The 14,833-nt window shown below is 37.8% G+C and carries 10 protein-coding genes and 3 pseudogenes; 5 read left to right on the forward strand and 8 right to left on the reverse strand.

Annotation, left to right across the window (positions count from 1 at the left end; all coding sequences use genetic code 11):
* Window positions 1-48 precede the first annotated feature (48 nt).
* Genes ACEWFH_RS12210 through ACEWFH_RS12220 form a run of 3 tightly spaced genes read right to left on the reverse strand, consistent with a single transcriptional unit; the run spans window position 49 to window position 1,764 of the window.
* On the reverse strand, window positions 49-270 hold the full coding sequence (locus ACEWFH_RS12210; protein WP_473724264.1) for a hypothetical protein: 222 nt from the start codon (window positions 268-270) through the stop codon (window positions 49-51).
* A 38-nt stretch (window positions 271-308) separates the two neighbouring features.
* The gene (locus ACEWFH_RS12215) at window positions 309-878 is read right to left on the reverse strand and encodes a PHP domain-containing protein (RefSeq protein WP_473724265.1); all 570 of its coding nucleotides are present in this window, start codon (window positions 876-878) and stop codon (window positions 309-311) included.
* 43 nt (window positions 879-921) lie between these two features.
* Complete coding sequence (locus tag ACEWFH_RS12220) at window positions 922-1,764, reverse strand: sulfurtransferase (RefSeq protein WP_473724266.1); 843 nt, start codon at window positions 1,762-1,764, stop codon at window positions 922-924.
* 95 nt (window positions 1,765-1,859) lie between these two features.
* Between ACEWFH_RS12220 and zwf the strand changes: the two genes are divergently transcribed.
* Together zwf and ACEWFH_RS12230 are read left to right on the forward strand one after the other, a co-directional pair.
* Window positions 1,860-3,362 (forward strand): glucose-6-phosphate dehydrogenase, encoded by a 1,503-nt coding sequence (gene zwf, locus ACEWFH_RS12225; RefSeq protein WP_473724267.1) that lies wholly within the window; start codon window positions 1,860-1,862, stop codon window positions 3,360-3,362.
* A gap of 2 nt (window positions 3,363-3,364) precedes the next feature.
* Window positions 3,365-3,976: a cyclase family protein gene (locus tag ACEWFH_RS12230; protein ID WP_473724268.1), complete on the forward strand. Its 612-nt coding sequence runs from the start codon at window positions 3,365-3,367 to the stop codon at window positions 3,974-3,976.
* A 40-nt stretch (window positions 3,977-4,016) separates the two neighbouring features.
* On the opposite strand, the pseudogene ACEWFH_RS12235 reads toward ACEWFH_RS12230, so the two are convergent.
* Window positions 4,017-5,275 (reverse strand): annotated as a pseudogene (locus ACEWFH_RS12235) (MFS transporter).
* Between the two features lie 157 nt (window positions 5,276-5,432).
* On the opposite strand from ACEWFH_RS12235, the pseudogene ACEWFH_RS12240 reads away from it, so the two are divergent.
* Window positions 5,433-6,589 (forward strand): annotated as a pseudogene (locus tag ACEWFH_RS12240) (aminotransferase A).
* A 234-nt stretch (window positions 6,590-6,823) separates the two neighbouring features.
* The gene (locus tag ACEWFH_RS12245; protein ID WP_473724269.1) at window positions 6,824-8,170 is read left to right on the forward strand and encodes a UDP-N-acetylmuramoyl-L-alanyl-D-glutamate--2,6-diaminopimelate ligase; all 1,347 of its coding nucleotides are present in this window, start codon (window positions 6,824-6,826) and stop codon (window positions 8,168-8,170) included.
* Here ACEWFH_RS12245 and ACEWFH_RS12250 read toward each other — a convergent pair.
* A complete protein-coding gene (locus ACEWFH_RS12250) occupies window positions 8,167-8,322 on the reverse strand; it encodes a hypothetical protein (protein WP_473724270.1) in 156 nt (51 codons plus the stop codon). The two genes, ACEWFH_RS12245 and ACEWFH_RS12250, sit on opposite strands and share 4 nt — an antisense overlap.
* Before the next feature lie 128 nt (window positions 8,323-8,450).
* On the opposite strand from ACEWFH_RS12250, the pseudogene ACEWFH_RS12255 reads away from it, so the two are divergent.
* Window positions 8,451-9,809, forward strand: a pseudogene (locus ACEWFH_RS12255) (IS3 family transposase).
* A gap of 268 nt (window positions 9,810-10,077) precedes the next feature.
* Here ACEWFH_RS12255 and ACEWFH_RS12260 read toward each other — a convergent pair.
* The 3 genes from ACEWFH_RS12260 to ACEWFH_RS12270 form a co-directional block, all read right to left on the reverse strand.
* Window positions 10,078-13,590, reverse strand: a complete 3,513-nt coding sequence (locus ACEWFH_RS12260; protein ID WP_473724271.1) for a dynamin family protein — start codon at window positions 13,588-13,590, stop codon at window positions 10,078-10,080.
* 100 nt (window positions 13,591-13,690) lie between these two features.
* The gene (locus tag ACEWFH_RS12265; RefSeq protein WP_473724272.1) at window positions 13,691-14,239 is read right to left on the reverse strand and encodes a GNAT family N-acetyltransferase; all 549 of its coding nucleotides are present in this window, start codon (window positions 14,237-14,239) and stop codon (window positions 13,691-13,693) included.
* A 57-nt stretch (window positions 14,240-14,296) separates the two neighbouring features.
* Window positions 14,297-14,800, reverse strand: coding sequence for a metallophosphoesterase family protein (locus ACEWFH_RS12270; RefSeq protein WP_473724273.1), 504 nt, complete (start codon window positions 14,798-14,800; stop codon window positions 14,297-14,299).
* Window positions 14,801-14,833 lie beyond the last annotated feature (33 nt).

The following is a 14,833-nucleotide window of genomic DNA, read 5'->3' on the forward strand; positions in this document are numbered from 1 at the left end:
ATATACTCCGTATTGAATCTTATAAGGTTAAGAGCCGACTGGCAAGGATTATTTACTAAAATTTTTCAACTCATCTATAGTGCTGATTGGAACACTGCAACTTCCAAGATCTCCATGAAATACTTCTCCGTTTCGGAAACCGTGAAAATCACTTCCTGCTGTTTTTATTAACGAATATTCTTCAGCTAACTTTTTGTAGTGATTCACTTGGTGTGATGAATGATCTGGATGATTGCACTCGATACCAATCAATCCGTTCTCACTTAACAATGGAATTAGTTCGTCAGCATCATAAATGCCCGGATGAGCTAATACCGGTACCCCTTTGCTTTTCTTATGATTTGTATCGCTTCTATTGGTGAAATGCGGTCAGGTGTAGCATATGCAGCTTTTCCTTTCCCTAAATATTTGTCGAACGCTTCAGGTAGAGATTGAACAATCCCCTTTTCCAACAGGATCTCCGCGATATGTCCTCTGCCAACATTGCCATCCCCATGCCTTTTAGCTTCTAATTCTGATTCTTTAATGTTAATACCAAGTTCATTTAGTTTTTGAAGAATCATTCCATTTCTTTTGTCTCTGACAGATGTGAGACTACTTAAAGTAGAAAGAAATTCTTCATCTTTATAATCGATAAAATATCCTAGGACATGAATATCTTGTCCTTTGTACAATGTACTGATTTCAATACCAGGAATACATACAAAATTCTTATGTTTATTTGCTTCTCGCATTGCTTCTTCTATACCATTTACCGTGTCGTGATCGGTAATCGCAATAGCTCCAAGTCCTTTTTCAAGAGCTCTTTTAATGTTTTCAGCAGGGCTAAAAGTTCCATCTGATGCAGTGGTATGTGTATGCAGATCGCTTTGTTTCATTTTTTCTCCTAAAATTTATAATTTAAATACGGTACGTGAAATTTTATTCTTGGTGCCCTTTTTCTATTGCGTTATCACGATAGCTGATCCAGTCGCTCCAGCTGCCTCCATATAGTGCAGTATTATTAAGTCCAGCCTCACTCATAGCCAGTATATTTACACAAGCTGTTACGCCAGAGCCGCAGTATACGATGGCTTTTTCTTCTCGACTGAGTTGAGTTGCATACAAGTCCTGTAGTTCTTTCTTTTCTTTCCACCAGCTTGGCTTTCGAAAATGCTCCTCCCACGGAATATTAATAGCTGTTGGTATATGCCCTGCTTTATGATCTATCGGTTCGATCAAACCTTTGTATCTGTCAGGCTCTCTAGCGTCGATCAGCATTTTATCACTATTTTTTATTACTGATAAAATTTCATCTTTCGTGACAAGCATCTCTTCCCTGACATTTGACTGAAAGTGTGATTGCTTTTCTATAGGCATTTTTCTTGAGATGCTATAGCCTTTTTCTTTATAGTGTGTGTAGCCGCCTTGCATAACATATACCTTGTTATGTCCAAGGTATTTCAAGAGCCACCAAAGTCTTGAAGCCATAGCACCTGATTGATCATCATAAACGACGACAATTTTTTCTGAGTCTACTCCACAACGGCTTAAAAATTGTGATAGTATGTTTACGGAAGGTAGTGGATGACGGCCGCCATGAGTTGATACTGGTCCTGATAGATGCTGATTCAAATCGGCATAATATGCACCTTCAATATGATCCTGTTTATACAGCTCATATCCTATCGAAGGATTTGTTAACGAAAACCGGCAATCAAAAATCACGCAATCATCACTGTTAACATTTTGGTCTACCCATTCAGGTCTTACAAAATTGGACATATTGAAACCTCCTATTTAAGAAGTAATACGTTATTTTAACTTCATCTAGGGAAAGCTGTAACTATTAGAAAAGATAGAAAGAAGTGACGTACAAAATGATACATAGTATACCAAACGCGTCCATTGTTTTATTTGGAGCGACCGGTGACCTTGCTCACCGAAAACTATTCCCTGCCCTTTACCAATTGTATCAAAAGGGACATATGAAAGAGAACTTTTCTGTTGTTGGTGTTTCAAGAAAAGAATATTCACACGAAGAATTTCAAGCTGAAGTCGCTTCAGCTGTTAACGAACATGCACCAGGTGCAGACAGTGAAATCGTGAAAAAATTCGCTTCCCATTTTTATTATTTAAAAATGGATGTAACGAGTGAACCAAGCTACCATGAATTAGAAGAATTATTGAACGTGCTTGACAGAGACTATCAAACAAATGGAAATCGCTTGTACTATTTAGCGATGGCTCCAAGTTTCTTTGGAACGATTCCGACTTTCTTGAAATCAGAAGGTATCACAAACACAGAAGGCTGGCAGCGAATCGTAATTGAAAAACCATTCGGTCATGACCTTCCTTCTGCTACGAAGTTAAATGAAGAGATTCAACAAAGTTTTAATGAGGATGATATTTATCGTATTGATCACTATCTCGGTAAAGAGATGGTTCAAAACATTCAAGTGATCCGTTTTGGAAATGCGATTTTCGAATCCATCTGGAACAACAAATATATTGATTCTGTTCAAATTACGTCTAGTGAAACATTAGGTGTAGAAGATCGAGCAGCTTATTATGAAAAATCAGGTGCACTCCTCGATATGGTTCAAAACCACATGCTACAAATGGTTATGATGGTGGCTATGGAGCCGCCTGGTGAGTTAAAACCAGAACATATTCGTGATGAAAAAGTTAAAGTGCTTCGTTCATTGCGTTTCTTTAATGAAGAAGAAGTAAAAAAGAATGTGATCCGAGCTCAATATTCTGATGGAAAGATGAACGGTGAACAAGTACCGGGCTATCTACAAGAAGAAAATGTTGCCCCTGAATCAAAAACAGAAACATTTGTTGCTGCTAAATTATTTATCGATAATTTCCGTTGGACAGGTGTCCCTTTCTATATTCGCACAGGGAAAAGAATGGCTGTAAAGTCCACTGAAATCGTTATTCAATTTAAGCAAGGTCCTATGGCTCTTTATCATGCTAAGACAGAAAAATATCAGCCAAATCTTTTAAGAATTCACGTTCAGCCTGATGAAGGTGTTAGCCTGACTCTTAATGCTAAACCAAAAGGTGACACCTCTGATCTATTGCCAATCGATATGACGTACAACAATAAAACAACTGCTGAGATGAATTCACCAGAAGCGTATGAGAAGCTTCTCCATGACTGTCTTCTAGGCAATTCAACATATTTTACTCGTTGGGATGAAGTAGCACTTAGCTGGGACTTTATTGATCGCATTACAAAAGCTTGGGCTGATGGGACGGGATCACCTGTTACACAATATCCTTCTGGCAGCATGGGTCCTGTTGAAGCAGATGAGTTGTTAAATGCAGACGGCCATTCTTGGTGGGAACCAACAAAAGTTAGAGAGGAATGTTAATCATGAAGATTTATGATGTATCTTTACCGATCTATGAAGGTATGCCGGTATATAAAAATAAACCTGAAAAACAGCCTGAGTTTAATACCGCTCAAAACGGTCATGTAACAGAAACTAGGATCGCAATGGATGTTCATACAGGTACACATGTAGATGCTCCTCTTCACATGGTACCTGGCGGTGACACAATCGAAACACTGCCAATTGAAAAACTTGTTCGAAAAGCAAAGGTAATCGATCTTACAAGTTCACGCGAGTTCATTTCTGCGGAAGATCTTGCAGGAAAAGATATTCAAAAAGACGATTTTATTCTCTTTAAAACAAAAAATTCTTGGGACACAGAGTTTAACTTTGATTTTATCTACGTAAATAGTGATGCAGCTAAAGTTTTGGCTGAGATCGGTGTTGCTGGTGTCGGGATTGATGCTCTCGGTGTAGAGCGAGCACAAGAGAATCACCCAACACATAAGCAGCTCTTTCAAAACAACGTGATCATTATCGAAGGACTTCAATTAAAAGAAGTACCTGAAGGCGAATACTTAATGGTGGCTGCTCCTCTTAAAATTAGAGGATTGGATGCCTCACCTGCAAGAATCGTCTTAATAGAACAATAAACAACAAAAACAGCGGATTTTCCGCTGTTTTTTATTTAAGCTATTCTAACGCTGGTTTTAACTTTTTGCTCGTTTGAGGATCTTTCTTTTCCTCATCTCCCCCACCTTTTTCTTTTTCAGGTTTAATTGCAAAAAATGCCGCAATCGCACCAACTAAACTAACACCTGCTGAGGTGTAAAAAACGAGCTCATGAGAGGACTTCATTAAAATTGCATAAACAGGCGGACCTAATGCTACACCGACAAATCTCATCGAGCTGTAAATGGATGTAATCGTTCCTCTTGCTTCCTTATCAATTCCTTCTGTAATAAGCGCGTCCAAACTAGGAAGTGCGGCACCAAGACCGATTCCCGCAATAAATAATGCACCTAAAAGAAAATAGACGTTTTCTGTAAAAGTAATTAAAAAGACCGACCCTCCTAACAGAACCATCGATAAGAAAGTACACCACTTCATTATTACCTTATTTTGCTTAATCTTTTTGCCTGCAATATAAGAAGCAATTGACAAAGCGAGTAAAGGTAATGCGATGACTAAGCCTTTCATAACCCCTTTTACACCATATTTTTCTTCTAAGATCGTGGAAAGATAGAACAATATGCCAAACAATACAAACATAATGATGCCGCCGATTAAAAATATAGCGAAAAGCCATCTGCCTTCGTTGTGAAAAATTTTCTTTATGTTTTTGATGTATTCTTTAAATGGCTGCTGTTCTTGTTCTTTTTTAGGTACTTTAACTAAAAACAATACTAAAAGAATAGAAAGAATACAAAATACCGGTATGAGCCAAAAAGGTAAAAACCAGATGATCGTGGCTAAGAACGCACCTAATATCGGACTTAAAACTTTACCGATTGTGTTTGATGTCTCAATCAATCCTAAACCTGAACTTACTTCTTCTTCATCTTTAAACATGTCGCCTACTAGCGGTAAAACAACAGGAGCCGCGCCAGAAGACCCACACCTTGAAGAAAACGGCCAATAAGAATGAACGTAAACGCATGATCGGCTTGCCAGGCAGCCCAACCAGAGATTAATCCACCGATTCCAGCGATGAAAAGGCTAGGAATTATCACTTTCTTTCGACCAAAACGGTCGGATAGATATCCTGCAATCGGAATTAAAAGAATGGCAACGATCGAATAAACCGTAATAATCAACGAAACCTTGAAGGAACTAATATTAAGTTCTTTTCCGATTTCAGGCAATACGGGTATAAGCATAGAATTCCCCAGTGTCATAACAAGGGGAATGGATGCGAGTGCAAGTAAGTCCCACTTTTTCTTTGCTTCCATAATTTCCTCCACAACCGTACTATTACATCATTAGTATTGTAAAAAGTCATGAAACCATACAAGAAAATCCACCCATTGACTGAAGAAAGCAATTAAAGCTACACTTATGGGAACGTACTTTTCGCAATTTTTGCGGAAAATGAAAGGAAGATTTCTTGTGGAACATTTACTAAATGATCAAGCCAAATCAATTCAAATATCAGGAATCCGCAAATTTTTTAATGAAATTGCACAGTTTCCGAATGCCATCTCCCTAACATTAGGCCAGCCAGACTTTCCAACTCCATTGCACGTTAAAGAAGCCGCAATTGCTGCTATACATAACAATCAAACCGTTTATTCTCATAACGCTGGTTATCTTGAACTAAGAGAAGCCGCTTCTGAATTTGTAAAGGAAAAGTATGAACTTACTTATGATCCATTAAGTGAAGTTATTGTTACTGCAGGAGCTAGTGAGGCGATTGATATTACATTGCGCACTATATTAAGTAACAATGATGATGTTTTGCTTCCTGCTCCTGTTTATCCTGGATATGAACCCGTAATCACTTTATGTGGTGCGAACACTATATATATGGATACAACACAGACCGGTTTTAAAGTTACGCCTGAACTGATCGAGAAACATGTAACAGACAAAACAAAAGCCATCATCATACCTTCCCCATCTAATCCAACAGGGGTCGTACTTGAAGATCAAGAATTAATGGAGCTCGCTCAATATTTGAGTAAGAAAGATATCTTTGTACTATCAGATGAGATCTATAGTGAACTTAGGTACAACGGCAATCATCGTTCGATTGCTTCCTTTGAAGGAATGAGGGAAAAAACATTCGTCATAAATGGTCTGTCTAAATCTCATAGCATGACAGGCTGGCGTATCGGACTGTTGTTTGGTCCGCAAAACCTGATGCAGCATGTATTAAAAGTTCATCAATATAATGTCACTTGCGCGTCAACCATCTCTCAGGCAGCTGGTATAGAGGCGTTAACCAAAGGTAAAGATGATGCAGCAGAAATGCGAAAAGCTTATAAAGAACGTCTAGAATACTGCTACAGCCGACTTAATAAGATGGGGATCACTTTTGAAAAACCGAGTGGAGCATTTTATTTATTTGTATCCATAAAAAATACGGCTTAACTTCTTATGAATTTGCATTAAGACTATTACAAAAAGAAGAAGTTGCAGTTGTCCCTGGAGATGCTTTCACTACTCTTGGTGAAGGATATATTCGAATCTCTTACGCTGCCTCAATGGAACAGTTAAAAAAAGGTATGGATGGAATCGAAAACTTTATAAATTCTCTTACTTAAACTGCCCTCAAATTGGGCAGTTTTTTCGAATAAGTTAACATAAAGATATTACGGTTAATTCAAAGTTTCTGTATAAGAACTTGAATTAGAAAAAACTAAAATTAATTTATTCAAAGGATGCGTTTTTGTGAAGTTAAACGGTTTATTAAGCCACTTGCATATTACTGCTACAACTGAGGATGATCCTGTTATCACAGGAATTACTTCTCATTCAAAAAAGTAAAACCTGGTTACTTGTTTTTTGCTATTTCTGGCGTGCAAGCGGACGGCCATCAGTACATACAAGAAGCATTCGAAAATGGTGCAGCAGCCGTTATCGGTGAGTATGATGAGGATATAGGTCCAGGACTTTATTTTTATGCTGAAGATACGAAGCGATTATTGAGTTTGGCCGCTTCTTACTTTTATAATGAACCATATAAAAAACATAAAATGACAGGTATAACTGGTACGAACGGCAAAACCACTACCTCCTTTTTATTGCAGCATATACTTGTTTCCCATGGTATGTCTGCTGCTCTTTTCGGAACCGTATATCACTTTATTAATTCAAATAAAGTGAAGAGTTCACATACTACTCCTGATCCTGTAACGCTGCAGCAGATATTAAGTGAGAGCAATGATGAGGCGGTTGTCATGGAAGTTAGTTCACATGGTCTGGAACAAAAAAGAATTGAAGGTATTACTTATGACCAAGCTATCTTTTTGAACTTAACTCATGACCACCTGGACTATCACGGAACAATGGAATCGTACTATCTCTGTAAAGCTAAATTATTTACCTATTTAAAAAATAAAGGAACAGCTATTATTTGCAGTGAGGGTCATTATGGAAAACGTCTTACTGAAGAACTGAATTCAAAAGAAGATCTTCAAGTTTGGACATACGGGAAGCGGAAAACTGACCATTTCTATATTGAAGATGTAGGGAAAAATTCATTTAATTTGGTACATGAAACACTTCAGGTAACCGTACCTTTACCGTTGCCAGGAGAATATAATGCATTAAATACGACAGCTGCGATTGCCGCAGCATTAGATTATGGTATACCTGTTAAGAACTCTATTGAGTATCTAAAAAGTTTTGAAGGGATTCCTGGACGATTTGAAGAAATCACCCTTCACAATGGGACAGAAGTGATTGTTGATTATGCGCATACCCCTGATGGTGTATCTCAAGTGCTTGAAGCAGCAAGCAAAAAAGCGGGTAATAGACCACTCTTTCACGTTTTTGGATTCAGAGGTAACCGAGATCTGACAAAACGGAGTGAGATGATTAGCATATCATTAGAATATACTACGAAAACCATTTTAACTGTGGACGATTTAAACGGTGTGGATCGAGATCAGCTTGTTCAAGAAACCCAAGATGCTATTCCGAAAGCCTCCCAACTCCCTGACATCATTCCTGATCGAACAGAAGCGATATTCTTTGCTTTAAAAGAAGCTCCTGAGAACTCTGTAGTAATCATTACAGGTAAGGGACCAGAGAAATATAAAGAAACGTATACACATCCGTCTGATTCTGATCTTAAAACTGTGGAACTGTTTCAATCCATGAATAAACCAACATTGATCTAAATAAAAGGCTGTTTTCGTAAACTTTGTTGTTGTTGGAGGTGGTTGATTTCCGTTTCAGGTGCTCGCTTTCCGCGGGGCAGGCGGTGAGCCACATTTGTACGTTTCACTTTTAAGTGTCTCACCTGCCCGCCTGTCCCGCAGGAGTCTCGCACCTTGCACTCCAATCAACTGTCACAGAAGAAAATAAAAATTTTAGAAAAGAGCCAAATAAAAAACAACCAGCACCCTTGAACTGCACCCCAATTGTTAGACACCACTAACAATTGGAGGTGCAGTTTTTTTGACTAAATATTCTTTTGAGGTAAAATTACAGGCTGTCTTTGCTTATCTTGAGGGAAAGGCTTCGTTCCAAGAAATCGCAAATCAGTTCAATATTAATTCCACCCAGTTGAAAAACTGGGTAAACCATTATAAAGAAAGCGGAGAAAAAGGACTCCTATCCACCTATACAAAATATGATATTCAATTTAAAATGGACGTACTCAATTATATGAACGACACTGGAGCGTCCCTTATGCATACGGCAGCTATATTTAAGATTCCTTCTCACCAGACCATCATCTCATGGAAACGGAAGGTGGAGAAGGATGGGCCGGACGCTCTGAAACCAAAGGAAAAGGGGCGTCCGTCTATGAAAAGAAACCGCAGGAACCAAAGAAACCAGCATTACCTGAAGGATCTGAACAGCTATTACAGGCTGAGAATGAGCGTCTTCGTGCGGAGAATGCCTACTTAAAAAAGTTACATGCCTTAATTCAAGAAAGAGAAAAATCACCGAACTGGACAAAGCACAAATAATCCATCAGTTAAGGCATGAGTATAAGGTGAGAGATTTGATTAGAGCAGCTGGGATGCCTCGCAGCACGTATTACTACTGGGTCAAACAAATGGACCGTCCTGATAAATACAAGGAGATCAAAGAGGTCATCGGGGAAATCTACCATGAGCACAAAGGGCGGTACGGGTATCGCCGTATTACCTTAGAGCTTCGCAACAGGGGGATCGGCATTAATCACAAAACAGTCCGCCGTCTCATGGGACAGCTCGGGTTAAAAAGCCTTGTACGGATGAAGAAGTACAAGTCCTACCGCGGGCAGGAAGGTCGAATTACTTCTGATAAAATTAAGCGCGATTTCTTCGCATCCAAGCCCCTTGAGAAATTGGCAACGGATGTGACGGAAATCCACTTGCATGGTGAAAAAAGCTATACATTTCCCCGGTTATTGATTTATACAACGGTGAAATTATTGCCTACAATATGGAACAGCGTCCTGTTTATCATCTGGTTTCAAAAATGCTGGATCAAGTCTTTGAACGCTTGAAAGAAGGAGATTCCCCCATCCTTCATTCTGACCAGGGATGGCATTACCAGATGAAGCAATACCAGCACTCACTGAAAGAGCACGGAATCACCCAAAGCATGTCCCGCAAGGGGAATTGCCTCGATAACGCTGCCATGGAGAGTTTCTTTGCCGTATTGAAATCTGAATTGCTTTATCTATACGAGTTTGATAGCATGGAACATTTTAAGCGTGAACTGGAAGAATACATACAATACTATAACCACAAACGGATTAAGGCCAAATTAAAAGGCATGAGCCCGGTACAATACCGGACGCATGCCTCACAGGCCGCCTAAAATCCTAATGTCTAACTTTTTGGGTTCAGATCACCTCGTTTGAGAGTGCTGGTTGTTTTTTGGATTGATTGAAAGTAGTTGATCTCCGTTTCAGAATGCTCGCTTTCCACGGGATGTGCCTTGAGCCGCCTTAGCGCTTTACACCATTAGGAGTCTCGCCTGATCGCTTTAAAGTTCCTTGTTCCTGCGTCTCAATGTTTATGCTGAAGTAGTGAGCCTCGTCGGATACTTTTTTGACAATTTGATTGGCTTTTCCTTTTAGAAAAGATTATAATTGCTGCAATTGTTTTAAACTATGCTGCATCTGTTGCAATTTTTCTTCCAAATCTCCAGGTTTCTTTAATTCCTCAAAATAAGTAGACAATTGATTGATGATTTGTTGTCTCGCATTCCTTTCTGCGCTTGCCAGGATTGCATCATAGTGCTGAGATAGCTTCTTATTCGCTTCTATCAACCAGTTCTCCACTTCTTTGTCTACTTCAATCACAAGATCATTTTTCAAGTCCATTGAACCGTTCTGCTCAAAGAACTGTTTCGGATTTTTAAAATAAGATAACCATTTTTTTTGCTGTGTTTCATCGTTACTTTGTATGCCTAAAGAAAATGCAGGTGTGCTGTATAAGTTTGTATGATCTGTTTGCTGCAGACTTACTCCCTCGTTTTTAGCTTTTTCAATCATGTGTTCTACTTTCTCTATTAAACCTTTTTGTATCCAATTATCTAACCTTAATGAGCATGCTTTAAATTCTTGATTTAAATCATGAGAAAGCTTGCCGAAAAGCTCATTTATACAATCTAATAGAGCTGCTTTAGAGCTTTGCACAGCAGCAGGATGAATCGTCTCTTTATAAAAGTCATGATAACGAATCAATACTCTTTGTTTAATATAATAAAGAAGTTCCTTTTGCTCTTGGTCAAATTGTTTTCTCGATACAGTGACATGACTTTTTCCATAATCAATAAGCGTACGTTCTCTAATTTGCAACGTTTCTATATATTCGTCTTCTTTTTCCATGCGCAGCTTTGTTTCGTTAATAATATTTTGTATCGTATGGCTGGCATGCGTTATAGACGCCTTTGAACTCTTTATCATGCTGTTCTCGAGATCATTTTCAATATAAGAATATAAACTGGCTGTAAAAGGACCAAAACCACTGTTAGCGCGCTCAGACTGAATTAATTCATTTTTACTCGATACCGGGAACAATCTTGGGTTTCGAATCCCAAAAGTAAGCAGGTTACTTTTGACGTGATTCACTACATCCTTCTTATCACCTTCATTTTCAGCCAGGTCAGAAGCATTAATGGCAAAAAACATCTTATCTGACGTGAAGGTATCTTTGATTCTTCCTAACTGAATTAAGAATTCTCGATCAGCATATGAAAACGCGTGATTAAAGTACGTAAGGTAAATAATGATATCTGCATGCTTCATATACTCAAAAGCTACTTCTGTATGACGGGAATGTATAGAATTTGCTCCAGGTGTGTCGACCAATACTAATCCTTTTTCGGTTAATGGACAGCTATAGTAAACTGTAATTTTTTTAATAAAACAAGCTTTCGTCTCATCTGCTGCATACGTGCTTATGTCAGTAAGATCTGATTGAAGAGACTTCCCTAAATGCACATTCGCCCATCCAAAACCTTCTCTATATGATTGTATTTTTTTATCTCTTGATTCTGTTAAGAACGTTAGATCCTTATATGCTGTTTCTAAAAGAATATTGATTTCTTGAAGAACCTCTTCCTCCGTCTTCATTTTAATTACGATTGAACCATGCTGATTATCTTGATCTGGATATCTGATCTCATTAATTGCAGCAGTTGTCGGATTCGGTGAAGAAGGAAGAATGTTTTCACCAAACAAAGCATTCGCAAATGAAGATTTACCAGCTGAAAACGCGCCAAATAGAACCATCGTAAATGATCGTTTTTCAAATCGGTGTTTAAGTGCTTCCATCTCCTCCGCTAAATGTGAAAGTCCTGACAAAGGCTTTAAAAGCGCTGCTGTCTTTGAAAGCTTCTCTGTTTCCTTTTGAAGGGATACAGTGTGTGAATTTTTACTTGTTTCATTTACAGCGGAACTATGCTCAATTTCGTCATCAACATGTGTTTCTTTATCAAACTTAGTCTTAAACAACTCAATTGAGATAGGCTGATATTCTTGTAGAAACTTCTTTTCAAACTCACTTACAGAATGATGACCTGGCAATTCAGTATATAGTATTTTATTTAAATTCTGTATTCGAATATCCCATGTTTCTGCGGCCACTTTTTCATTCTGAAGATTAACTATTTCTTGCTTTTGTTGATTCAGTTCACTTTGAATGCTTTTTTGCTCTTCATTATTTGAATGCTTCATAGCATCGGAAGCAAATGTTAATAAACTGCTTATTTGCTGGCGTGCCATTTTTTTAATTTCACTTGAAATGCTGTTGCAATAGTTTAACAGCCCTTGTCCTTGCGATGACAACCCTGATTGTACAAATGAATACAACATCTCTTCTTTCAAATTTAACGGCTGCCAGTCTGGCAATTCGGCGCTTATCTCTTTTTGTATGGAGCTCACATAGTTTTGGGCGTGCCAGTTAATATGTGCATCAACCGATTCTTGAAGCTTTTCTTGGAAAGCTTTTACTCTCTCTTTTCGCTCTTGCTCAGTTTTTTGCTTAGAAAAGAATAATCCGACTTTAAAGTCTTTTTTCACTGATTCGATAAACAATCCCGCTTTTTCTCTCGTTTCAAAAGGCATGAGCTGAGCGGAATCTAAAATGTTAACCATATGATTACGGATGGCTTCTTCCTTCTCTTTCACAGACTCCGCTATCTTTAATAACTCTGACTCAAGCTCATCGCTGCTTTGAGTTAAAAAATCTAACTTTTCATTTACCACATCTAATGTAAGCTGATCTTCTTCTGTTCTCTCAATAAAGTCATGTACAAAGTGCTTCAGTTGACTATTAATTTGCTCTAATAGCAAAGCGTCCTTGTTCATCTCTACTTTTTGAATATACGCCATAAGAGCGGTAAGGTCATTGTGTGAAAAAGTTGGCTTCTTTACACTTGTAAAAAAGATGTGTTCTTTTGGAATATCATATGTTTGAAACGTTTTAAACACGTTTTCTTTAAAGTTATGAAAGCTAAGCTCATCTTCTCTATGTTTATCAATCTGATTAACAATAAGCCGAACAGCTTTTCCTCTATGAATCAATGATTGAATAAACTCAATATTCGTTTCAGAAAGGATATGATTATAATCCATTACATAAAAGATTAAATCCGCCAAGTACACCACATTTTCAGTAGCCTTTTTATGAAGAGGATCTGTAGAATCGATACCTGGTGTATCATAATAAGCGATATTTGTTTGATCTGTATGGGATTCATAATATATTTCAATCGCTTCTACAAGCTCTGCGTCTTTACAAAGAGCTTTAATCTCATTTACGTCATAAGGATCATTGAATGTAACTATTTCTTTATTCTTCAAATGAACAACAGCCTTTGGATCTCCCTTTACCATTTTCACGATGTTTGCACTCGTTGGAATCGGAGAGGATGGAAGAATACCTGTTTGAGAAAGGGCGTTAATCAAACTTGATTTTCCCGCAGAAAAATGGCCGCAAAAAGCTATAGCAAACTCTTCCTTTGCTACTTTTAGGAAAAGTTTGCTTAATTGTTCTTCTTCTTTTTGTTGATTCATTTCATGGAACTCTTCATATAAAGAGATCAAACGTTGTTTTTCTGTATATAGCAGTTCTTTTTCAGTTGACTTCATCGTATCCACCTGTCTTCAATACTGTATCACTATCCACTTTACCATATATATGATAGCGATTTCACCATTGTTTATCTTTTTAACACGGAATCCGATTGAGTTATTTTTTTACCTTATCAAAAAAGTAAGCCATAAAAATCTCATCTTCCAATTCTCCATTAATGATAGCTTGATCTTTTTGTCTTCCTTCTATAATAAAACCTGCTTTCTCGTAAACCATTACAGCCTTCTCGTTGCCTGAAAAAACGGTAAGCCAAATTTTATGTAAGTTGTTTTTCTGACCCCAACGGAGTGTGTAGTTTAACAGTTCTTTACCTATTCCAAGACCTTGTGAATCTGGATGTATCCATGTTCTGAATACACCGGTATGTTTTTTCATTTCTAGTTCACCTTTTAGGACTCTCGCAATTCCAACTACTTTTCCTTTGCGTTCAACAGCTGTATACATATTTTCTTTTTGTTTGACCTCGTTAATAAATTCAATTTCTTCAGAAACAGAACGAGGTTGTTCTTTTTGGAGGTATCTTCCAGCTTTAACGATTGCCTCAACATGTGCTGTAATGTCTTTAGCATCTTTTTCTTCAACGGGTCTAAGTATAATGTTTTCACCATTCTTTGCTTTGAACGTAAAGTTGTCCCCATTCTGCATTGTATTATTCCTCCAATATCATGATTTTCTTATTATGTCTTCTTTATGTGTTGTCATTCATTTAGAGAAATAATGGTGATTTAACGTAATGGAAGAATGATTAACCATACCAACACCAAAAGAAAACTGTTTTTGTCTTCGTTTATCTGTCGGTGAACCTGGATTAAAAAGTATCTTATTTTCCTTTACTTCGTGAAAAGGGATATGAGAGTGTCCGAAAATGATTACATCCACATCGTCTTCAACACACGCTCTAAATGCACGCTCAGGTGTGGATTTTCCTTTTCCAAGGTGACCATGGACCATAGCGATTTTTACTTCTTCTATCTTCAAAAGTACTTTTTCAGGAAGGGTGCTGCTCCATGTATCACTATCCACGTTACCCTTTACTCCATAAACAGGTGCAAACGTTTTTAATTCTTCATATACAGATTCTGTCGTCCAGTCTCCTGCATGAAAAATATAATCGACGCCGTTTCTTAGAACTTCTAGGATTGGTTCAGGGATCACTGTTCCCTTTTTCGGCATATGGGTATCAGAGATAATTAGAATCTTTTTCAATGAATTCTTCCTTTCTTAACATCTGTTTTCACA

This window comes from Fictibacillus sp. EA-CB0309, from assembly GCF_055814265.1.

Bases quoted from the DNA above. Each gene is read 5' to 3' on its own strand.
- zwf (WP_473724267.1), top strand. From the start codon at position 1,860: ATGATACATAGTATACCAAACGCGTCCATTGTTTTATTTGGAGCGACC.
- ACEWFH_RS12265 (WP_473724272.1), bottom strand. From the start codon at position 14,239: ATGCAGAATGGGGACAACTTTACGTTCAAAGCAAAGAATGGTGAAAAC.
- ACEWFH_RS12230 (WP_473724268.1), top strand. From the start codon at position 3,365: ATGAAGATTTATGATGTATCTTTACCGATCTATGAAGGTATGCCGGTA.
- ACEWFH_RS12220 (WP_473724266.1), bottom strand. From the start codon at position 1,764: ATGTCCAATTTTGTAAGACCTGAATGGGTAGACCAAAATGTTAACAGT.
- ACEWFH_RS12215 (WP_473724265.1), bottom strand. From the start codon at position 878: ATGAAACAAAGCGATCTGCATACACATACCACTGCATCAGATGGAACT.
- ACEWFH_RS12260 (WP_473724271.1), bottom strand. From the start codon at position 13,590: ATGAAGTCAACTGAAAAAGAACTGCTATATACAGAAAAACAACGTTTG.